We start from the raw sequence: 22,010 nt of genomic DNA, 5'->3' as shown, positions 1-22,010 counted from the left end.
CGAAGCCCGCGAGTAGCGGGCTTTTTTGCGCCTGGAGGAAATATGGGCTCAGCACTTATCCCTGATATCGCTGGCGCCAAAGGCGGCAGCAGCAAGCCGAAATCCCCCGTAGAGGCGCCGGACAGCCTGCAATCCACGAACATCGCCAAGATGCTGATCGCGGTCGGCGAGGGTGAGTTCGAAGGCACCCCGACTGACCGGGACATCTACCTGGACAACACCCCCATCGTCGACTCCAATGGCAACATCAACTTCCCGGGTGTGAAGTGGGAGTGGCGCCGCGGCAGCGTGGAGCAGGACTACATCCAGGGCATCCCGGCGATCGAGAGCGAGACGACCACCAATGTCGAGCTGCGCAGCGACAACCCCTTCGTGCGCTCGCTGAGCAATACCCAACTGTCCGCGGTGCGCGTGCGGTTCTCGTGGCCACGCCTGGCCCAGCAGGACAGCGGCAGCAACACGAACGGCTACCGCATCGAGTACGCAATTGACGTATCCACCGACGGCGGACCCTACGTTGAGGCTCACCGAGGCGCCGTCGACGGCAAGACCACCAGCGGCTACCAGCGGTCCGTGCGCGTGGATCTGCCAGCAGCGACGTCGGGCTGGATGTTCCGCGTTCGCCGGCTCACGCCCAACGCGAACAGCGGCACGATCGCCGACACGATGACCGTCGCCGGCTACACCGATATCATCGACCAGAAGCTGCGCTATCCGAACACTGCGCTGCTCTACATCGAGTTCGACGCCCAGCAGTTCCAGAACATCCCTACCGTTACCGTCGACTGTAAAGCGCGGCGCTGGCCAGTGCCGACCAACTATGACCCGGTGGCCAGGACCTATACCAGCGTGTGGGACGGTACGTTCAAGCAGGCCTGGACGAACAACCCGGTGTGGGCCACCTACGGCCTTTGTGTCGAAGACCGCTTCGGCCTGGGCAAGCGCATCCAGTCGTGGATGGTCGACAAGTGGGAGATGTACCGCATCGCCCAGTACTGCGACCAACTCGTCCCGGACGGCGTAGGCGGCATGGAGCCGCGGTACCTGTGCGACATCAACCTGCAGGGCCGGACTGAGGCTTGGACGTTGCTGCGCGACTTGTCTGCCATCTACCGCGGCATGACCTACTGGGCCCAGGGCCAACTGTTCATGCAGGCCGACATGCCCCGCGCGCAGGACATCGACTACGTGTTCACTCGCGCGAACGTGATCGACGGCGACTTCGTCTATGGCGGCGCCGAGCGCACCACCCACTACAGCCGTGCCTTGGTTAGTTACGACAACCCGGCCAACAACTACGACACGGACGTCATCCCGGTCACCGACCTGGCCCTACAGCGTCGGTACCGCGACCGCCCGATTGAGATCTCGACCATCGGCTGCACCCGCGCAAGCGAGGCCCAGCGCCGGGGGAAATGGGCGCTGATCAGCAACAACCAGGATCGGACCGTCACCTTCAAGACCGGCATGGAAGGTGCGAACGTGCTGCCGGGCTACGTCATCCCGGTCGCTGACGAGCTCGTTGCCGGCAGGCCGAACGGCGGGCGGATCTCGGCTGCAGCAGGCCGCGTGATCACGCTCGACCGCGACACACCGATCAAACCCGGTGACCGGCTGATCGTAAACCTGCCCAACGGCACCGCCCAGGGCCGCACTGTCGAATCGGTGGCGGGCAGGTCGGTGACCGTGACCACTGCCTACGCGCTCCAGCCCGAGCCAGAACTGCAGTGGGCGATCGACTACGATGACCTGGCCGTTCAGCTGTTCCGCGTGCTCAAGCGCACGCGCACGACAGAGGGCCAGTTCGAGATCACTGCGCTCGAGTTCAATCCGAGCAAGTTCGCGGCAATCGACACCGGCGCCAAGCTAGACGAGCGCCCGATCAGCGTGATCCCTGTGACCACGGTACCGCCGCCGGCGAGCGTTTCTCTGGCCTCCGCTCATGCGGTCGACCAGGGCATTGCAGTCAGCACGATGACTATCGCCTGGCCGGCAGTTGAGGCGGCTGTCGCATACGACGTCGAATGGCGCAAAGACAACGGCAACTGGATCCGCCTGCAGCGTACCGGCGCCACCAGCGTCGACGTCGTCGGCATCTACGCTGGTGCCTATCTCGCCCGCGTTCGCGCCGTGAGCGCTTTCGACATCACGTCGATCTGGCGCAGTTCGATGCTCACGGAGCTCAAAGGCAAGGAGGGTGTGCCGCCGGCAGTTGCATTCCTGACTGCCAAACCGCTGGTGTATGGGACACGGCTAAACTGGGGCTTCCCGCCAGGTGCCGAGGACACGCAGCGGACAGAAATCTGGCAGAGCGCGACGACGAGCCGGGACGACGCGCTCAAGCTCGGCGACTACTCATACCCGCAAGCAGAGCACGAACTTCACGGCTTGGTGCCGGGCGCCTCGTTCTTCTATTGGGCGCGCCTGGTCGATCGTTCCGGCAACATTGGGCCGTGGTTCCCGGCTGGCGTCGGCGTGAACGGCCAAGTCAGCAGCAACCAGGCTGAATACGAGGAGTACTTCAAGGGCCAGATCGGCGAAAGCGCGCTGTACCAGTCGTTGCGCGAGGAGATCGAGAAGATCTCCGGAGACGGCCCTGAATCGGTCAACGGCCGAATCGAGGACGCAAAGCAAGAGCTGTACGACCGTATCGACGAGTTGACCGATGCGCTCGCGTACGACGACTCCAAGGCCTACGCCATGGGCGAGGTGGTCAGGGTTGGCCAGCGCCTGTTCCAGGCTCGCGCTGCGGTCCCCGCTGGCGCCGCGCCGCCAGATCCGCAGTACTGGTCGGATGTCGGCACCATCACGGAAACAGTCGACGCGCTCGCGTTTCAGGTTCAGCGGCACGAGGCGGCGATCACCGAGCTGGATGGCAAGGTCACTGCCTCGGCCAGCCAGCTCAACGCGCTGCAGGCGTCACGGCGCGATGACGACGGGGAGGGCGACCTTGCTGACGCGATCGACTCTTGGAAGTCCACGGCGCGCTTCGCTGACGAGGTGCGCGTGCAAGCAGGCAAGAACGAGGCGGTGGCAACGCATCTGACGAGCCTCGACGCCGAGGTTGCCGGCAACAAGGCTGGAATCACCACGCTTGAGCAAGTCGTTGCGAACGACCAGCAGGCCACGGCATCGAGGCTTGATCTGCTGCAGTCGGAGTTCGACGACAGTGCCGCGGCGGTGGGTACTGAGCTTGCCGCACTGGCTGACATGGATCACGCACTGACTCAGCGTATCGAGACGAGCGAGGCCGCGATCCACGACAACGCAGTGAAGATCCAGAGCGTCGAGCAAGCCCAGTCGGATGCCGCGGAATCGATCGGCTCACTACGCACCACAGTCCAAGCAGTGCACACCATCGGTCGCGACGACGACGGAGATGGTGATCTGCGCGGCGCGATCGAGTCGTGGCAGTCCACGGCTGCGTTCGCATCGGAGGTGCGCGTACAAGCCGGCACGAATGAAGCGCTGGCGCGGAAATCCGAAACGCTGGAGGCTTCGATCAATCAAGTCGGCCAGGATGCTGCCCAGACTGCCAMGGCTGCGTTCGCATCGGAGGTGCGCGTACAAGCCGGCACGAATGAAGCGCTGGCGCGGAAATCCGAAACGCTGGAGGCTTCGATCAATCAAGTCGGCCAGGATGCTGCCCAGTCTGCCAATCAGCTCAGTGCATCGGTGCAACAGGTCAGTCAGGCAGTGGTCGGCGTTGACGGCAAAGTCTCTGGCGGAAGGACGGTGATGGCAGGCCTGGCGCTGGGTGCGAATGGGGAAACATCGGAGATTCTCGCGTTCGCGCAGCGGTTCGCGATCGTCGATGAGTCGACCGGAGCACTTACCCTGCCATTCGTTGTTCAGGGCGGCCAGGTCTTCATCAACACTGCAATCATCAGCACGGCCTTTATCCAGCAAATTGTTGCCGGTATGACGATTCGCTCCGCTGCAGTGAACTCGCAAGGCCTTCCGCTGCTGGAAATCAACTTCGCTGCCGGCACGTTCATCCTGCGCGGCCAAGACGCAAACGGCTCGACGCTGCTGAACAACGGTGGGTTGTACGTCTACGACATCAACGGCATCGAGCGGACGGCAGTGGGGAGGATGACCTGATGGCGGCTCAATACGGGCTCCGGACGCGCGATGCTTCCGGGGTCGTCACGCTCGACACGACAGTCACGCCGATCCGTTCACTCAAGATGATGACGGTCACCGGCAATGGCGCCTTCGATCAGTACTTTTCGATCCCGGAGATTCATGCCGAATCGTTCGTTGTCGTTGACTCGCTCGAAGACCGTGGCGAGTACACGTATTCGCCCGCCGCCTGGTACTCGACGGGGAGCCTACAGCTCCGGCAGCCCCAGACCGCGACATGGCAGGTGATGATCCTGTCTCGCGGTGCGGAGTCTGCGGGGGGCGCAGGGACATACGGCATCAGGACGCGAAACAACAGCATCCTGACGCAGATCGACTCTGTGAACCGTGCGTTAACGGTTCGCTATAGCGGGCAGTTCCAGTTCGGGCAGCAGTCGCCCGCATTCATTCAGTGGGCAGACATAAACTTCCCGGCGGCGATCACGACATATGAGCGCCCCCTGGTTTTCCTGAATGCGGCCGATTACATGATGGTCGGGAACTTCTCGGTGAAGGGCGGCCCGGGAAACTGGACCGGCTTTCGCCTCAAAGCCTGGCCGTTTTCAGCGCACGGAGCTGCGTGGAATCAGTTCATGACAATCAAGTGGTTCTGCTCAAGCCAGCAGGCTGGGGTGACATCGCCGGGGCAATACGGTGCGAGCGTTCGTGATGGCGCTGGCGTGCTGCTTTTTGCCACAACAATGAACATCACAAGTCTCAATAGTCAGCCGGCGAGTAACTCGTTCGTCCAAGCCGGCCCCGCGCTCACCGGTGGCAGCTGGTACGCACCGAGCCAGCAGATGCCATGGACCGGCAGCTACGACGATTACGTGCTCGCGAACGCGCTGTTCTCTTGCACGAACATCATTCAAACGACGCAGCCAATCCGCGCGAACTTCGGCGGCTTCTGGCCCGGCAACCGCGGCATCCTCCAGATGTATGTCGACAACGGCTCTGGCATCAATCCGCTTACCGCGAACGGCCGCACGCTCTTTGCTGCGCGCCCAATGCGCCCCCTGTAACCAATTCAAGAGGAAGCTCTATGCCCTGGTATCGGGTAGGAACAGTCACGGCTACTGCCGGGCAAACAACAATCACCGGTGTAGGCACGAACTTCTCGGCGAACAGCCGGGTGGGTGATGCATTTCAAGGTCCGGATGGCCGCTGGTACGAAGTGACGAACATCGCGAGCGCGACTGTCATGTCGATCTTGCCGGCGTATCAGGGCGCCACAGTCGCCGGCGGTGCGTATGGCCTCGCTCCCATGCAAGGCTACGTGAAGGAGTCTGCTGACCGGCTGCGGCAGATCGTTGAACAGTGGGGCGGAACGCTGGCCAGCCTCGGTGCGGTGGCAACTGAGAGCATCGTCCCGATTGCGAAGGGCGGGACCGCGGCTACAACCGCTGCTGCAGCAAGAGCGAACCTCGGCCTGGGTGACGCTGCAACAAGGACGGTGGGGACCGGCACCGGCAACGTCATGGCCGTAGGCTCTGGCGGACTGCTGGGCGCTGCTCCTGCCAGCACCGACCTCCACGTCGTCGGCAATACCGAGTTCCGAAGCTCCGGTCTCGCAACAAACTCGCCACCTGGTGGCGCCGGGTACTACACGCTGATCAACATCCGCGCGGGCATCGACAATCGGTGGACGACCATCTTTGCGCAGGAGATCAACAGCTACCGCCTGGCATTCAAGACTATCGCTGTTGACCAGTCTTCAACCACGAACTGGTCGATGATCTATCACACCAACAACACAACCCGCGCCGCTGACGGCACGCTGAAGGCGATCTGACATGGCAACGAGAGCAGCAATCAATATCCTCGGTGATGGCTCGATCATCGATATCACATCGCTCGGCAAATCCGACATCACTATCGATCACCCCGGGCCTGGCCAGTACCTGGTCCACGGCACGCTCGGCATGGCGCCGCCACCCGAGGGCTGGGGCTACGTCATCAACCAGCTCGACGCCGGCGCCTCTGTTGCCATGTCGTTCGTCGACGGCGTGCTCGCGGTCAGCGTCGAGAAAGAGGGGGAGCCCGCAGACCTTCTACACAGCATCACGCTGCACGTCAGCGTTGAGGACCTGCCGCCGCCGGAGATCCCTGAACCCGTTCCGCCGACGCCAGAGGATGAGCTCCTCGAGGTGCAGGCCGAGACCTCTCGCCGCCGTGCAGCGGCCGATGCCGCGATCGTGCCGCTGCAGGATGCCGTCGACCTCGACGAAGCCACCGAGGCCGAGCTCGCGCTGCTGAAAGAGTGGAAGCGCTACCGGGTCTTGCTGAACCGGCTGCAGGATCAGCCTGGCTACCCCACTGAAATCGACTGGCCGGCACCACCGGCCTGATTCGCACCCAACCCATCGACCGGCCCTGAGCCGGTATTTTTTTGCCTGGAGAAAACCTGATGCGTACATCGCAACGCGGCTTGAGTCTGATCAAGTCGTTTGAAGGCCTGCGCCTGCATGCGTACCAAGATTCCGCCGGCGTCTGGACAATCGGCTACGGGGCGACCCGTGGCGTGAAGGCTGGCATGTCGATCACCAGGGATCAGGCCGAGCGCATGCTGCTGAACGATGTGCAGCGCTTCGAGCCGGAAGTGCAGCGCCTGGTCACTGTGCCGCTGAGCAGCAACCAGTGGGATGCCCTGATCTGCTTCACCTACAACCTGGGAGCGGCGAACCTTGAATCGTCGACGCTGCTGCGCCTGCTCAATTCCGGCGACTACCTCGGTGCCGCAGAGCAGTTCCCGCGCTGGAACAAGGCCGCTGGCAAGGTCCTGCCGGGCCTGGTACGGAGGCGCGCCGCCGAGCGCGATCTGTTCCTGGAGGCGGCGTGATCACCGGTCGCACTATCGGCGCCGCGGTTACGCTGCTGCTGATCGCGGTCTCGTACTGGGCTGCATACGACCACGGCCGGATCGTTGAGCGGGCAGGGTGGGAGGCCCGCTGGGCGGAGCGCGACAGCACCGACAGCGCCGCAGAAGCGAAGGCCCAGGCCGCTGCGCGGCATGAAGAACAGCGCCGCGAGACGGCACAACAGAAGGCGAGAGAGCATGCACAGAAAGAACAGAAGACCGCTGATGCCAGCGCTCTTGACGCTGATGCTGCTGGCCAGCGGCTGCGCGACGAAGCCAGCAAGCTCTCCGCCTCCGTCAGTTGCACCGGTCCGGATTCCGCCGCTGTCGCAAGAAGCACGTCAGCCGCCCGCGCCGCAATGGTGCTCTCCGAACTGCTCGAGCGGTCTGTCGACACGAATAGAGAGCTGGCGGCAGCGTATGACTCAGCTCGAATAGCTGGTCTGGCCTGCGAGACGTCTTATAATTCTGTCATGAACTGAAAGGGAGTTGGTCATGGCGGATTTCAATGAGCTGGCGAATAGGCTCAGGGATGCTGAACAGTTGACGCAGAAAGCCGCAGACGCTCTGCGTCTCTATCGAGAGGCTGTCGACTCGGAGGGTGACCCTAAGAGGGTTGAGCAGCTTCGGCAGGACGCTGAGTTTCTGATGCAGGCGCTGAGCGACTTCCAGTTGCAGGTCTTGGGCTTGGCTGAGCGCTCGCTTCAGTAGACGGGATGAGCTGAGCGCATATCGGCATGTCAGTGGAGTTTGGTGGCGCCATTTGAGCGATTACCTGATTTGCACTGTGCGATCTCCAGCAGCGATGCTTCCACCAGTGTTAACGCTTCAGCAATTCTCTCAAGAGCCGCTGTTGGATAGCTTTGATCTAATGATGTGATGCCCCTCATTGACTCTGCGAGCGCCAATTGAGCATCTGCTAAGCGCGAGAGAAGAAGCAATGTCTTCTTGTCGGTGACCATGTCTTGACCCTCCAAGGTCAAGACAGAATAGCAGGCAGGGGGCAAGCTCCGAATGGTTGGCCGTCCTGAATGCAGGATATGAGTCACCGACGAATGATGAAACGACGTGATTATAGGTCGGCAGAACGCCGGAGAGGCATGGCTTGGGCTGTCTAATACCCTTGCTGTAAGTCACGGGTTTACTGGGCGAAACCAAGCAAAAAAGACGAATCCATATTAGACAGATTAGGCGCATGAGCCACGTCAGACGTGGCTTTGAGTGGGCTTCTAGCGATACTGGTGCAGTACCGCCATCTGCTGGAGTTCACCCGCCAGGCCGAACAGGCACTGCTGGACTACCTCAAGCTGGTCGGCGAGCTGCCGCCGGATCTCAGCGAAGAGGACCTGCGCCTGATCCGCGAGGATGCCGCCGGCAAGATCGCCCAGTTCACCGGCTTCGGCATCCGCGACATTCTCGAGACCGCGCTGGAGATCAGTGCCAATGGCCTGATCTCCAGCGTGCGGCAGATGGATCACCTGGTACGTGTGCGCCTGGCCTGCGCAACCCTGCAACTGGGCACTGCCGCGGCCGTGGAACTGGGCGCGCTGCGCGGCAACAGCAGCCGCGAGGCCTATCGTTCGGCCGCCGAAGGCGCCTTGAGCAGCCTGACCGCGGCGCTCGAAGCACCGGCGGTGCCGATCCAGGGCGAATTGGGCCAGAGCGAGGCGTCGTGGATCGTGGTGGATACCCAGCGCCTGGTGGCGCGCACGGACGACAAGGCGCGCTGCCTGCTGACCGTGAAGAACTTTCTGGGCGAGCCGCTGGCCAACATCAGCGTGGCCTGGGAGACCAACCTGTCACGCCTGGACGCGCCGTCGTCCAGCAGCACCGACGTCAATGGCCAGGTCTGGATCGACCTGCAGGCCGGGGAGGAGATGGGTGCGGCTCAGGTGATCGCCCGTTTCGGTCTCGACCGGCAGATCCTCGCGCCGCTGGTCCATATCGACTGCGACCTGGAGTCACTGTATATCTCCGACCCCGTGCGCCAGCCCGACGAGGCACTGGCGGGCAACCTCGAGACTGTCGATTTTCACCTGCGGGTATTCGACGAGCACGGCAACCCGGGGCGTGACCAGATCGTCCAGTGGAGCACTGACCTGGGCATCTTCGAACGGCCGCAGACCCGCACCGATGGCGAAGGCTTCGCCAGCGCGCGCCTGCGCAGCCTGTCCTCCGGGGTGGCGACGGTGATGGCGGAACTACCTGTCAACGGAGAACAGGAAAGCTTCGACCCGGTGACCTTCCTCGAACAGCTGTATTTCCAGTACGTGCGTTTCGATGGGCCGATCGCCGCCACCCAGCCCACCACCGCCAGGTGCCGGGTGGTCAATCTCGATGGCAGCCCCAAGGGCAATGTGACGGTGCTGTGGTCGACGGACTTCGGTGGCTTCGTCCAGGATCCGGCCAAGAGCATCAGCAATGCCGACGGTATCGCCGTCATCACCTACCTGGCTGCCGAGCCGGGCGACGTGACGCTGACCATCAACGCCCGGTTCGACCACAAGGACCTCAAGCCGCTGTCGTCGGCGCGGACTACGGTTCACCCGTTGCCGACCCTGGTGGAGACGGAACCTGCCGAGCAGTACTACAGCCTGCATCAGGCTCGCCCGGCAACATTCCGGGTGCGCCTGGAGCCGGCGGCGGCGGGCTATCCGGTGACCTGGTGGGCTGGCGAAGAGCTGCTGGCCACGACCTACACCAGCGCGGATGGCTCGGCAGGCTACCAGCGATTCTTCCGCGAGGAGGATCTGGGCGAACGGCTGATCACCGTGCGTGGGGTGAAGGAAGGTGAACAGTTCGATTTCAAGGTTCAGGTGGTGGTGCCTCATACCCGTTTGGCTGCGCAGCCAGGACCGGACAGCCCCGGTATCGTACTGGCGGACGCCGCAAGGGTGATATTCGCGGTCGACCCCGGGCTGTCTTCCGACCTGCTGGTCTTTGCCGAGCGTATCGACGGTGCAGGCGACGATGGTGCTCGCCTGACCTTCACCCTGGAAAACTATGCGGATCCCGTTGCGCTGGGCGTGGTGTTCGACCCGCCTCTTGGCGAAACCCTCCACTGCGACGCCGAAGGCAAGGTCACTCTCAGGATTGACTGCACGAACGCGGCGTTCCTGCCCAACAGCGATCCCTCCAACAACCACATGCGCCTGCATGTGACTTCCAACCTCGGTACCACGTTGCAGATCTGGGTAGGCCTGCGCTATCTGCTGGATCTGGAGAAAAGCGAACTGCATTTCTTCCGCGGCTCTGCCGCCTCGGCAACCACGGCCGGACTGTCCGGAATTTTACGCCGGCGCAACGGCCCTGTTCCGCCCAGCTTTCGCGAAGGTCACCGGGCGCTGCGGGCGACCCTGGACGGGGCCAGTGAACCGGTCGAGGTGCAGTTGGAGCACGTCGGTGACGATTCTCTCTTGTTGTATGTGCCTTCGTTCACGGGCGAGGCTGGCAAGCTGGGCTCGAGCTGCGCGTTCCATGCCGTTGGTGAACTGAGCAAGCGCGTGCAGTTCGCGGGATCGAATGTCTTCACGGCGGAGCGGATCATCAGCGATGCCACGCTGAGCGTGGTACCTGACAATGAATCGGGGGTGCTCTCTTACTCAACTTTCTATGTCGCCGATATAGAGGAGGTGTCTCGCTGTCACATTGAACTGCGCGACGCCACCGGACCGTTGGCGGGCGTAGTGCTCCTTGCGGATAAAACCCAGAATGGCAGCATCGAGTTTCTAAGTGGTGGGCCTACCGATGCGCAGGGGCGGACCTATGTGGATATCGATACCCGCAACTCCCCCATCCGGGCGAGGGGTAACCTGCCCATCGGGCTTGCGTATTTTCAATGGAAGCGGGACGTGAACGTCTGGGAAATGGCTGTCTGCGACATGTGGGTTGCAGATGCAGGAAATCTTTATGAGGTTGGGACCCAAATCAATCCTCGGAAGGGCCGGCTTTTCACCCAGTTGGATGACTATTGGCAATTCGTGACCTTCTGCGGTTCCAGCGGTGTTGATAGGTCGTTTTTACCAGCCCCGGAGGGGTTTGCGGCAGTTGTCACCATCCCGAAACCGGATGAGCTGCCGGTTTTCGCGAAGATCGACACGGTGCGTGAGACCGCCGACATCGTTTGGCTGATCGGCGAGACCAAGCTCGAAGTCACCGAAGACATGTCCAAGGGAGAAGACTCATGAACCCGCTCTTCGCCACCCTCGCCGAAGACCACCGCGACGCCCTGGTTGCCTACTACCTCGGCCAGATCGTCCCGCAACACCCGGTCGAAGGCGCCCGCGGCCTGGTCACCGAGCAGGACCTCTACGAGTTCCTCCTGATCGACAACCAGGTCAGCGCCCAGGTCGATACCAGCCGCATCGCCATGGGCATGGCCAGCCTGCAGCAGTACATCCATGCCATTTTCAACGGTATGGAGCCCGGCTACCTGGGCATGCTCGAAGGCCGCGAGCAGGAAGAATGGCGCGTGGCCAGGAGCGAATATACGGTGTGGGGCGCCAACCAGAAGCTCCAGGACTACCCGGAGAACTACCTGGAACCAGGCCTGCGCCTGAAGCAGACCCAGGCGTTTCGCGAGTTCATCAACGACACCAACCAGAGCCGTATCTCCGACGACTCGGTGCAGCGTGCCTTGCAACACTACCTGGACAAGTTCGAGCGGATCAGCAACCTGCGGGTAGTCAGTGGCTATGTCGACGGCCAGGACTTCCGCAATTCCGACTACTACCTGATCGGTCGGCAGAACGTCGAGCCCCATGCCTGGTTCTGGCGCAAGGCCGCGGTGCGCTTCGGCGAGCCCGACGCGGTGCGGGCCGAGGGTGACGACTACCTCAGTCCCACCGCCTGGGGCGAATGGATGCCAGTGGAGATTCCCAAGGGGCACGAGGTTTTGCAGATACGGCCACTGATGATCGAAGGCCGCCTTTACGTGGCCTGGGTCGAGCGCCGCCGGGAGCAGAAACCGTTGCCCGCGGTACGCGCCGAGGTGCCGGGTTTGCATGAGAGCGTCGACCGCTACAGCGTGAATCTGTCCTACCGCTCGCTGGAGGGCACCTGGTCGGTGCCCATGAGCTATGACCTCGAACTCGACGACGCCTTCGGGGTGAAAAGTCAGTTCGTTGCCTATGTCAATGAAGCGGACCGCAGCGCCCGAAAGATCATCCTTGCCTTTACCGCCAATGACACGTCGCTGTTCGAGGCCTTGGTGCTGGATACCCGGTTCACCTTGTTGTACCAAGGCGAGGTGGGCGACCCGGCGGCGCGCGACAAGTACCTCGAGCAGCTACTCCAGGGCATCTGGCATTTCGTCGAGCGTCCGCAGGCGCTGCAGCATCCGTTGGCGACCGACAAGCCCATAGGGCTTCAGGTAACCAATGTACTGGATGGCAAATATGCCGTGCCCGGGCCGTACAACCAGTCGCTGTGGTTACGCCGTTCCCTGGGACTCGATGCCGAAGGGAAGCTGGCCTTGGAGCTCAAAGGCTTCACGAGCCTGTCACAGGGATACTGGGGGCCGTCCCGGACGCGGTTCAGGATGGCCGGCTACGAGGAAGGCAAGGAGGTATTTGAGTGGGACCACGAGCGCTTGCTCAACGGCTCCGTGTACACCGACACCATCCGCTACAGCGTCAAGAATCTCGATAAGCCCTTCGTGATCGAGCTGGGTCTGCCTGCGGTCGGGGTGGCTTCGGTCAACCATTACGAAGTCGTCATCTCGGACATCCTGCCCAGCCCGCCGCAGTTTGTGGATCACGCCGGCGGCCAGTACCTGGACCTGGATAACCTTGGCCTGCAAGGCCTGCGCTACGTGCGCCTGAACACCCTGTTCGCCCGCGAGCTGGTGGCGCGGGCGATGGTTTCGGTGGACGCCCTGATCAGCTGGGACACCCAGCACATCGAGGAAGCACCGCTGCCGGGCAGCACGGACAAGCCGCTGATGGACTTCCATGGCGCCAATGGCCGCTATTTCTGGGAGCTGTTCTTCCACATTCCTCACGCCGTGGCCTGGCGTCTGCACCACGAGTTCGACTACCTGGCCGCCGAGCGCTGGCTGCACCGCATCTTCAATCCGCAGGCACGGATCAAGCCGACCTCGCCACCGAGCCCGTTCTACTGGTCGGTGCGTCCTCTGGAAGAACCGAGCATGGGCGACTACGAGATCGAGGGCATCGCCGACCCGGATGCCATCTGCTATTCGCGGCCGGTGCACTACCGCAAGGCGATCTTCATGTTCTACGTGCGCAACCTGCTGGCCTATGGCGACCTGCTGTACCGCCGCCTGACTCGCGATGCGCTGAACGAGGCCAAGTTGATCTATGTCCGCGCCCTGAGTCTGCTCGGGCCGAAACCGGACAATCGCATGATCGGTCGCTGGCAGCCGGTTAGCCTGGCGGAGGCTGCCAAGCCGGATGCCACGCTGTTTGCTGGAGTCGAGGCGCAGCTGCCGCTGGGCCTGCCGCTGCATCGGGCCAGCAACGTCACGCCATGGCTGGAACTGCTCGATTCGCCGCGCTTTCGCCTGCCGGTGAATACCGACCTGCTCGACCTCTGGGACGAGCTGCACAGCCGGGTGAACAACCTGCGCAACAACCTGACCATCGACGGCAAGCCATTGCTGCTGCCGCTGTACGCGCCGCTGGCCGATCCCAAGGACCTGCTGCGCGCGCAGAACAGCGGTAGCGGCCTGGTGCAGCGCAGTGTTGGCAGCCTGGCGCCGATCCCTCCGTTCCGTTTCCGCGCGCTGTTGCCAAGGCTGCAGGGCGCGGTGGAGACCCTCAGCCGCTTCGGCGAGCAGGTGCGCCAGTACCGCGAACTGAAGGACCGCGCCCTGCAGGAGGAACTTCAGCAGGCGCATGTCCTGGAACTGTCGCAGTTCGCTATCCAGTTGCAGGAGGTCGCCCTGGAGCAGGCCGACGCCAGCCTGCTGGCGCTGCAGGCCAGCAGGCGGGTGGTCGATCATCGCCGCGCCCACTACGAACGGTTGGCCCGGGAGAACCTCTCCGTCTCCGAGCAGCAATCCATGGCCCTTTACCAGCAGTCGTCGCTGACGGCCACCGCGGGCCACGCCCTGGAGGCGGCCGCGGGTGGATTGCAGATGGGCTCGATCATCGTGACGGCCTTCGGTGGCGGGCATAACCGCATGGGCGATGCCCTTGAGGCCACGGCGCGGGTAACCCATCTGATCGCCAGCATGGATCGCCTGGCCGGCGATCGCCTGGCGATCACCGAACAGTACCGCCGTCGCCAGGAAGAATGGCTGCTGCACCGCGACCAGGCCGCCGCCGAACTGGAGGCCATCGACGAACAGATCACCGCCCAGCACGCGGCGATCGAGATGGTCAGGGTGCAGCTGCAGCAGGCCAGCAAAGCCGAGCAGCAGTCCCATGACTACTACCGCTTCCTCAAGACCCGCAACACCAACGCCGATCTCTACCAGTGGCTGCTGAGCCAGCTGTCGACCTTCTACTTCCAGGCCTACGACGCGGTGGTCGCCCTGTGCCTGAACGGCGAGGCCTGCTGGCAGTACGAGATGGGCGACTACCAGACCCGTTTCATCCAGCCCAACGTCTGGTTCGACAACTATTACGGCCTCACCGCCGGCGAGGCGTTGCGCCTGCAACTGCTGCGCATGGAGTCGGCCTGGCTGAAACGCTTCGAACGGCGCCTGGAACTGGTGCGCACGGTATCGCTGAAAGAACTGTTCGATAGCCGGCAAAGTGGTGACCTGGACTGGAACCAGGCGCTGGAAGCCCTGCTCGGCGAGGGCAAGGTGAACTTCGAGCTGACCCCGCGCCTGTTCGATGGCGATTATCCGGGGCACTACCTGCGCCAGCTGGTCAGCGTCTCGGTGTCGTTGCCGGCGCTGGTCGGGCCCTATCAGGACGTGCAGGCGGTGCTCACCCAGGTTGCCAGCCGCACCGTGCTCAAGGCCGATGAGCGGGCGATGAACGCGCTCTACGACCAGCAGGACAGCGATACCAGCAACATCCTCTACAACCCGCGGGCCAGCCAGAGCATCTGCCTGTCCCGAGGGCTCGACGACCATGGCGTGTTCCAGCTCGACTTCAACGACGAGCGCTACCTGCCGTTCGAGGGCACGGGTGCCTTGTCCAACTGGCAGCTGCAGTTCCCGCGGCATCAGTCGCAGCGCCAGCAGCAACTGCTGCAGAGCCTCACCGATATCATCGTCCAGGTGCGCTACACGGCGCTGGACGGCGGTCCGGAGTTCGCCGCGCATGTCGAGGAGTTGCTGGGGGATTGACCTCTGCGGGCGGGTTTCGCCGCCCGCTCAGAGGCGCTGGAGCCGCTCGAAGATGCCCGGGACACTGCGCAGCCGCAGGTCATGGCCGAGGGTGGTCTGCAGCCGGTTCCAGAAGGGCTCGGGGACGCTGGCGGCATCGCCCGCGCCGCCCTGGCCCCAGTAGGTGACAGCCTGCGGGTCCTGCATCGCCGACCATTGCGAGAAGACGAAGCCGCCACTGATGCCGGACTCGATGTCCCGCGCGGCGCTGTCGGCAGTCAGGTCGACGCGGCCCGAATACAGCGTTTCATAGAGGAAATCCACCTGGCTGCGGCTGATCGCGAAGTTCGGATCCCCGGGCATGCTGGGCGTGTAGTTCTGCAGGTTGCTGGCAATATCCAGGCTCTGCGAGCGGTGATGGACCGCCGGGAACATGACCCAGGAATCGAGGATCAGCGAATCTGCCTCGCGATTGTCGCCGACCTCGACGAAGGTATGCCCCGGCTTCTGCGCCAGATACAGCGGCGTGCCGCTCCAGCGCGGCGATGAGCCGAGCAGCAGCAGCCCCACCGCGGCAAACTCGTCGCAATAGCCCGCGCGCGCTGCCAGGGTGTGGGCCGCGCGCTCCATCAGCGACACCTCGTCGGACACCTTGTGGCGCAGCAACTCGCCGTAGGCCATCGACTGGGCGCCACTGTGCAGAATGTCGCCGATCTGGTTGGCCGCCCCGCGGTCCAGATAGCGCTTGACGCTCCACTGGGTGTCGTAGACGAGTTCGACGAGCTTGTCGTCGGCGTTCAGGTTCAGCGCGCGCGTGCCGACGGGGTCCAGGGTACTTCCCGAGTGCGGCACCAGCGGGTAGCGGCTGAAGGGCTCGACATGATAGGCGCTCTCCTCGGGGTTCAGGCCATGGGGATCGCTCAGGGTCGGCGGATTGTTGCGCACGAAACGGTAGCGGTTGAGCCCGTCCACATCGCCCGCGGGATCCGGGTTGATCCAGCGTGCCAGCCATGGCGCGTAGTAGCGCAGGCCGTAGTCGTAGAGGCCGCTGGCATCGCGCTCCTTGCCCGAGTAGCGGCGCGTCTTGTAGCTCGCTTCCAGTGCCGAATGCGCCGCCCACCAGGCCGTACCGCCGAACGGGTACCAGCCTTCGTGGCTGATGATCCGTGCCTCGCCATCCAGCTCCAGGCCGCTGCTGCCGTGGGGATCGTCGAAGCTGTAGCGCAGTTGCCCATTGGCGATGCCCTCGGGCTTGCCTTCGCTCCACAGCAGGCAGCGCAACGCGCAGCGGCCGGCCTGGTTGGTGATCACGGCGAAGGACTCGCCTTGCCGGGTGTGCAGTTCGAGACCGGGCAGGTAGCGGGTTTCCGCCTGTCGTGTGCGTGCGGACACCCGGCGGGTGACGACCTTGCGCACGCGCAGGCCGTCGCCGCCATAGCGGTAGTGTTCTTCGTCGTTCGGTCCGTCGTTGCGTGTGACCTGACGGGTGCTGTGCAACTGGTTGCGGGCATTCCACTGCAGCGGCTGGCCGGGGTGCAGGGCGAGCAGGTTGCCGTTGGGGTCGAAGGCCGTGAGCGGGTCGCCCGGTTCGGGCACGGCGTGGTTGCTGTGCGCGGCGACGTTCATGGTCCGGGTATAGGATTCCTGGCCGACATGACTCAGGGTCAGCAGATTGCCGCTGGCATCGTAGCTGTAGTGCTGGCGGTAGTTGAGCAGGCGGCTGCTGTCGCCGGGGGCGGGGGCCAGGTCCGGCAGTTCGGGGCCGACCATGGCACCGGCGGCCTCGCGTCCGCTGGCCTCGATCAACTGGTACAGCGAGTCGTGGAGAAAGGTACTGACCGGTTCGACGCGCTGATTGGCAAAGTGGCTGACCGGCTGGCTGTGGTCTTCGATCCGCAGCAGATTGCCCACCGGGTCGTGGCCGTAGTGCAGGTCCTGGAGCTGGGCACGACCCGGACGGCTGCTGCGCAGGCGGGTCAGGCGGCCGTTGGCCGGGTCGTATTCGCAGTGACTGACGACACCGTTGCCGGCGGTTTGGGTTTCGATCTGGCCGAAGGCGTTGTAGCGGGTGGCCTGGAGCAGCGTGTGGCGCGTGCCGTCTTGCAGGATCAGTTGCACCCCGGCCAACTCGCCGCCTGGAGTGAAGTGAAACGCCTGACGGTGGCCGAGCGCATCGGTCTGCTCCAGCACCTGGTCCAGTGGGCCGTGGACGAAGGTGGTGGTGGCGCCTTCACCGGGTTCGAGTAGGGCATCCGGGGTGTCGGGCCAGTCGGGCAGGTCGAGGCTGGCGAGGAAATGGCGGGTTTCGCCGCGTTCCTCGCCGGTGAGGCTGTAGCCAGTGATCAGTCGGCTGCCGGCATCGTCGTCATGACGGACCAACCGGCCTCGACGGTTCAGGCCATCTTCCCGGGCGTAGGTGAAGCGCTCGGCGACCCGCGCGGCCTGTCCGTTGGCCTGTTCGCGAATCCGCAGTGGCCGCAGCAACTCGTCGTGAACGTTCTGCCAGTGACTGTCGCGGCTGTCCCAGCGCTCCACCTCCTGACCCGCTTCGCCACGCAGCATCAGTTGCCAGCCGGCGTCGGCGCTTTCGCTGAGCAGTCCGCGACCGGACAGCGACATCAGCGCGCCCTGGCTCGGTGTGACGGCTTCACCCTGGTCCAGGCGCTCGAACAGCCGCGGGTCCCACTGGCGCTGCCATTGCCCGGCCGGGTCGTAGCGGGCGAGGGCGACGCGGCGTTGCGCCGGTTGCCCGGGCGCAGTTCGATGCCAGGCTACCCCGCGCAGAAGCAGACCTCGGCCATCGACAGCGTACAGCTCGGGGGTCAGGGCGTGTGTGCCCGCGGCGGTGGTGTGGTTGTTCATGCGTCGCGGGCCTGCTTGGGATCGAAGGTGCCCGGTTTGCCATGGATGGCGCCGCGGCACATCAGGCAGTAGATGGCGCGGTAGTGAAGGCCATGTTTCTGCAGCGCGCGGAACACGCCACCCAGGCTGGGGCGTTGGAGGAGGGTGGCGGGTTTCTTGCGGTTGCGCACCGTCAGCACATCGAACTGGAGTGCCTGCGGGTCCGACCTGTTGAGGCTGAGCACCCGGGTGACGGTCGAGGTATCGTCGAGTTCATATTTCTCCAGGCTGTAGTCCCGCGCGAATTGCGCTTTTTCGCTGCCGGACAACGCCTTGGTGTTGCCTTGCTGGATCAATACCTGCGCCATCTGCTTCCTGGGCACGAAGTCCTTGCCCTGCATCAGGACGAACACCTTGTTGCTGCCCCGCGCCACATTGCTCAGCCCCGGATCGGCCAGCTCGGTGCCATGCGGGTTGAAGAAGCCGAGCGTCATCCCGTCTGGAACCTGGGTATCTCCGGTCCATGGAAAGAATCCGGCGTGGGCGGTGATGATCAGGTTGTCCGAAGGCGCGTTGCTGTCGAAGTAGATGCGATAGCGGTCTCCCAGTTCAGCCGCGACGAAGTCGAAGTGCTGGCCGAAGGGGTCCTGGTAGGGCACCGCGCGATGGGGCAGGGCGTGGATATTCAGCCTGCTGGCCAAGCCCATCGGCGCCGAAGCATCGCCGCGGTCAGGTCTCGCCGCTTGGTCCAGCTCGGCGGGTGTGGGCTCCCGGCCGTCGCTGTCTTTCCAGGTCATCGGGTTGTTGCGCATGGCCCGGAACAGGTTCAGACCGTCCACCGGCCCTGCCGGATCCGGATTGATCCAGCGCGCCAGCCATGGGGCGTAGTAGCGCAAACCGTAGTCGTAGAGGCCGCTGGCGTCGCGCTCCTTGCCCGAGTAGCGGCGCGTCCTGTAACCCGCTTCGACGGCCGAATGCGCGGCCCACCAGGCGCTGCCGCCGAAGGGGTACCAGCCTCCGTGGCTGATGATCCGCGCCTGGCCATCCAGCTCCAGGCCGGCGCTGCCGTGGGGGTCGTCGAAGCTGTAGCGCAGTTGCCCGTTGGCGATGCCTTCGGGCTTGCCGGCGCTCCACAGCAGACAGCGCAGCGTGCAGTGCCCGGCCTGGGTAGCGATCACGGCGAAGGACTCACCCTGGCGGGTGTGCAGTTCGAGACCCGGCAGGTAGCGGGTTTCATCACGCTGCGCGCGACCGGACACCAGGCGGCTGACGACTTTGCGCACGCGCAGGCCGTCGCCGCCGTAGCGGTAGTGTTCGTCGTCGTTCGGTCCGTCGTTGCGCTGCACCTGACGGGTCGCGTGCAGCTGGTTGCGGGCATTCCACTGCAGTGGCTGGCCAGGCTGCAGGGCGAGGAGGTTGCCGTTGGGGTCGAAAGCCGTGAGCGGGTCACCCGGTTCGGGCACGGCGTGGTTGCTGTGCGCGGCGACGTTCATGGTCCGGGTATAGGTGTGCTGGCCGACATGATCGAGGGTCAGCAGATTGCCGCTGGCGTCGTAGCTGTAGTGCTGGCGGTAGTTGAGCAGGCGGCTGCCGTCGCCGGGGTCGGGTGCCAGGTTCGGCAGTTCGGGGCCGACCATGGCGCCGGCGGCTTCGCGTCCGCTGGCCTCGATCAGTTGGTACAGCGAGTCGTGGAGAAAGGTACTGACCGGCTCGACGCGCTGATTGGCGAAGTGGCTGACCGGCTGGCTGTGGTCCTCGATCCGCAGCAGATTGCCCACCGGGTCGTGGCCGTAGTGCAGGTCCTGAAGTTGGGCACGACCGGGACGACTGGCGCGCAGGCGGGTCAGGCGGCCGTTGGCCGGATCGTATTCGCAGTGACTGACGACACCGTTGCCGGCGGTTTGGGTTTCGATCTGGCCGAAGGCGTTGTAGCGGGTGGCCTGGAGCAGCGTGTGTCGCGTGCCGTCTTGCAGGATCAGTTGCACACCGGCCAACTCGCCGCTCGGGGTGAAGTGAAATGCCTGACGGTGGCCGAGCGCATCGGTCTGCTCCAGCACCTGGTCCAGTGGGCCGTGGACGAAGGTGGTGGTGGCGCCTTCACCGGGTTCGAGCAGGGCATCCGGGGTCTCGGGCCAGTCGGGCAGGTCGAGGGCGGCGAGGAAGTGGCGGGTTTCGCTGCTGATCTGCCCAAGCAGGCTGTAGCCGTCGAGCAGTCGGCTGCCGGCATCGTCGTCGTGGCGGACCAGCCGGCCCCGGCGGTTCAGGCCGACGTCCCGGGCATAGCTGAAGCGCTCGGCGATGCGCGGCGGCTGGCCGCTGGCCGCTTCACGAACCTGCACGGGGCGCAGCAACTCGTCGTGCTCGGTCTGCCAGTGGCTCTCGCGGCTATCCCAGTGCTCCACGACCTGTCCCGCCTCGCCAGGCAGGCTCAACTGCCAGCCGGCGTCGGCGCTTTCGCTCAGCACCCTGCGACCGGACAGCGACAGCAGGGTGGCCTGGCTCGGGGCAACGCCCTGCCTGCGCTGCAGTCGCTCGAACAGCCGTGGGTCCCATTGCGTATGCGATTGCCTGGCCGGATCGTGCCTGCCGAGGGTGACGCGACCTTGCGCCGACTGGTCCGCGGCGGCCCGCCAATAGGCGACGTGACGCAGCGGCAGATGGCGACTGTCGATGACCGCCAGGTCCGGGGTGAGGGCATGCATCGAGCTGCTCATGACCTCAGAACCGCAGCAACCGGGGGGCGCGCAAGCTGTCGTCGCGGATCGCCAGGGCATGGTCGAGGGCGCGCCGGGTACTGGCCCAATGGGTCAGCGGCACGCTGGCGGCAGCGTAATCGGTGCCGTCCAGGCGATCGCTCGCTGGCGCGTCGATCGCGGACACCTGGGACCAGACCTGGCCTCCGAGTACGGCGGCGTCGAGGCTCGATTGCAGATACTCCGGGGCGATGGCGGGGGATTGCGCGTAGAACGCCTGGCGCAGGTCCCGCACCCGCTGCCGGCTGATGGCGTAGGCGGGCTCGCCGGGCATGCGCGGGGTGTAGTCGACGGGCAGGTCCGCACCTTCGGCCAGCAGGCTGCGCGACCAGGGCACGATGGCGGGCAGGGTGACCCAGGACTCGAACAGCAGCGGGTCACGTTCGCGGTGATCGCCTACCAGCGCGAAGCGGTGCGCGCCTCGCGAGGCGGAAAACAGCGGGGCGTTGCCTGGTCGCTCGCTCGCCGAACCCATCAGGAACAGTCCGGTCAGGGTGAAGTCGTCGCACAGGCCAGCCTCGGTGGCCATGGCATGCTCGACCAGATTGCGGTCGCTGAGGTCGTCGCCCAGTTTCTGCCGGGCCATGGCGTTGAAAATCATCGAGCGGTAGTCGCTGCCTTTGATGTCACCGTACTGATTGCCCGCGCCCTTGTTCAGGTAGCTCTTCACACTCCACAGGGTGTCGTAGACGAAAGCGGCGAGTCTGCTGTCGGCGGCCGGCGGCACCATGCGACCGGTCGACCCCTGTGCCTTGGGCATTTTGCTGAACGGCTGGATCTCGTAGCGACGCTCGTCGGCGTTGAGGCCGTGGTGATCGACCAGGGTCGGCGGATTGTTGCGCACGAAACGGTAGCGGTTGAGGCCGTCGACATCGCCCGCCGGGTCCGGGTTGATCCAGCGTGCCAGCCATGGCGCGTAGTAGCGCAGGCCGTAGTCGTAGAGGCCGCTGGCATCGCGCTCCTTGCCCGAGTAGCGGCGCGTCTTGTAGCTCGCTTCCAGTGCCGAATGCGCCGCCCACCAGGCCGTGCCGCCGAACGGGTACCAGCCTTCGTGGCTGATGATCCGCGCCTGGCCATCCAGCTCCAGGCCGCTGCTGCCGTGGGGATCGTCGAAGCTGTAGCGCAGTTGCCCATTGGCGATGCCCTCGGGCTTGCCTTCGCTCCACAGCAGGCAGCGCAACGCGCAGCG

The 22,010-nt window shown here is 64.4% G+C and carries 13 protein-coding genes; 9 read left to right on the top strand and 4 right to left on the bottom strand.

All coding sequences use genetic code 11. The annotated features are described in order from the left end of the window. The first annotated feature begins 42 nt into the window (after positions 1-42). From RTI28_RS27210 to RTI28_RS27180, 7 genes are read left to right on the top strand one after another with little or no spacing between them, the layout of a single operon-like run. Positions 43-4,104 carry a DUF1983 domain-containing protein gene (locus tag RTI28_RS27210; protein ID WP_316923376.1) on the top strand — a complete coding sequence of 1,354 codons (4,062 nt, stop codon included), beginning with the start codon at positions 43-45 and terminating at the stop codon, positions 4,102-4,104. Next, positions 4,104-5,147 carry a hypothetical protein gene (locus RTI28_RS27205; protein ID WP_316923375.1) on the top strand — a complete coding sequence of 348 codons (1,044 nt, stop codon included), beginning with the start codon at positions 4,104-4,106 and terminating at the stop codon, positions 5,145-5,147. Before RTI28_RS27210 ends, RTI28_RS27205 begins: the two co-directional genes overlap by 1 nt. 20 nt (positions 5,148-5,167) lie before the next feature. Beyond that, positions 5,168-5,917, top strand: a complete 750-nt coding sequence (locus RTI28_RS27200; protein WP_316923374.1) for a hypothetical protein — start codon at positions 5,168-5,170, stop codon at positions 5,915-5,917. A gap of 1 nt (position 5,918) precedes the next feature. Next, positions 5,919-6,473, top strand: coding sequence for a tail fiber assembly protein (locus RTI28_RS27195; protein WP_316923373.1), 555 nt, complete (start codon positions 5,919-5,921; stop codon positions 6,471-6,473). Between the two features lie 59 nt (positions 6,474-6,532). Further along, positions 6,533-6,964, top strand: coding sequence for a lysozyme (locus RTI28_RS27190; protein ID WP_316923372.1), 432 nt, complete (start codon positions 6,533-6,535; stop codon positions 6,962-6,964). Then, complete coding sequence (locus RTI28_RS27185) at positions 6,961-7,464, top strand: DUF2514 domain-containing protein (protein WP_316923371.1); 504 nt, start codon at positions 6,961-6,963, stop codon at positions 7,462-7,464. The genes RTI28_RS27190 and RTI28_RS27185 overlap by 4 nt, the downstream gene beginning before the upstream one ends. Positions 7,465-7,477: 13 nt before the next feature. Beyond that, complete coding sequence (locus tag RTI28_RS27180; RefSeq protein ID WP_316923370.1) at positions 7,478-7,693, top strand: hypothetical protein; 216 nt, start codon at positions 7,478-7,480, stop codon at positions 7,691-7,693. A 29-nt stretch (positions 7,694-7,722) separates the two neighbouring features. Here the strand turns inward: RTI28_RS27180 and RTI28_RS27175 are convergent, their stop codons facing one another. Continuing rightward, positions 7,723-7,944 (bottom strand): hypothetical protein, encoded by a 222-nt coding sequence (locus RTI28_RS27175; RefSeq protein WP_316923369.1) that lies wholly within the window; start codon positions 7,942-7,944, stop codon positions 7,723-7,725. Positions 7,945-8,223: 279 nt separating this feature from the next. Between RTI28_RS27175 and RTI28_RS27170 the strand changes: the two genes are divergently transcribed. Together RTI28_RS27170 and RTI28_RS27165 are read left to right on the top strand one after the other, a co-directional pair. Continuing rightward, the gene (locus tag RTI28_RS27170; protein ID WP_316923368.1) at positions 8,224-11,169 is read left to right on the top strand and encodes an Ig-like domain-containing protein; all 2,946 of its coding nucleotides are present in this window, start codon (positions 8,224-8,226) and stop codon (positions 11,167-11,169) included. After that, positions 11,166-15,248 (top strand): neuraminidase-like domain-containing protein, encoded by a 4,083-nt coding sequence (locus RTI28_RS27165; protein WP_316923367.1) that lies wholly within the window; start codon positions 11,166-11,168, stop codon positions 15,246-15,248. Before RTI28_RS27170 ends, RTI28_RS27165 begins: the two co-directional genes overlap by 4 nt. Positions 15,249-15,275: 27 nt before the next feature. Here the strand turns inward: RTI28_RS27165 and RTI28_RS27160 are convergent, their stop codons facing one another. The 3 genes from RTI28_RS27160 to RTI28_RS27150 form a co-directional block, all read right to left on the bottom strand. Further along, complete coding sequence (locus RTI28_RS27160) at positions 15,276-18,089, bottom strand: RHS repeat-associated core domain-containing protein (protein ID WP_316923366.1); 2,814 nt, start codon at positions 18,087-18,089, stop codon at positions 15,276-15,278. Then, positions 18,086-20,782 carry an RHS repeat-associated core domain-containing protein gene (locus RTI28_RS27155; protein WP_316923365.1) on the bottom strand — a complete coding sequence of 899 codons (2,697 nt, stop codon included), beginning with the start codon at positions 20,780-20,782 and terminating at the stop codon, positions 18,086-18,088. The genes RTI28_RS27160 and RTI28_RS27155 overlap by 4 nt, the downstream gene beginning before the upstream one ends. Before the next feature lie 4 nt (positions 20,783-20,786). Further along, on the bottom strand, positions 20,787-22,010 hold a 1,224-nt coding region (locus RTI28_RS27150), incomplete at its 5' end, for an RHS repeat-associated core domain-containing protein (protein WP_316923364.1).

Source organism: Pseudomonas sp. zfem002 (assembly GCF_032621685.1).
GTDB lineage: Bacteria > Pseudomonadota > Gammaproteobacteria > Pseudomonadales > Pseudomonadaceae > Aquipseudomonas > Aquipseudomonas japonica.
Note: the sequence above shows the minus strand (reverse complement) of the source record. Positions and strands in the feature narration are given on the sequence as shown.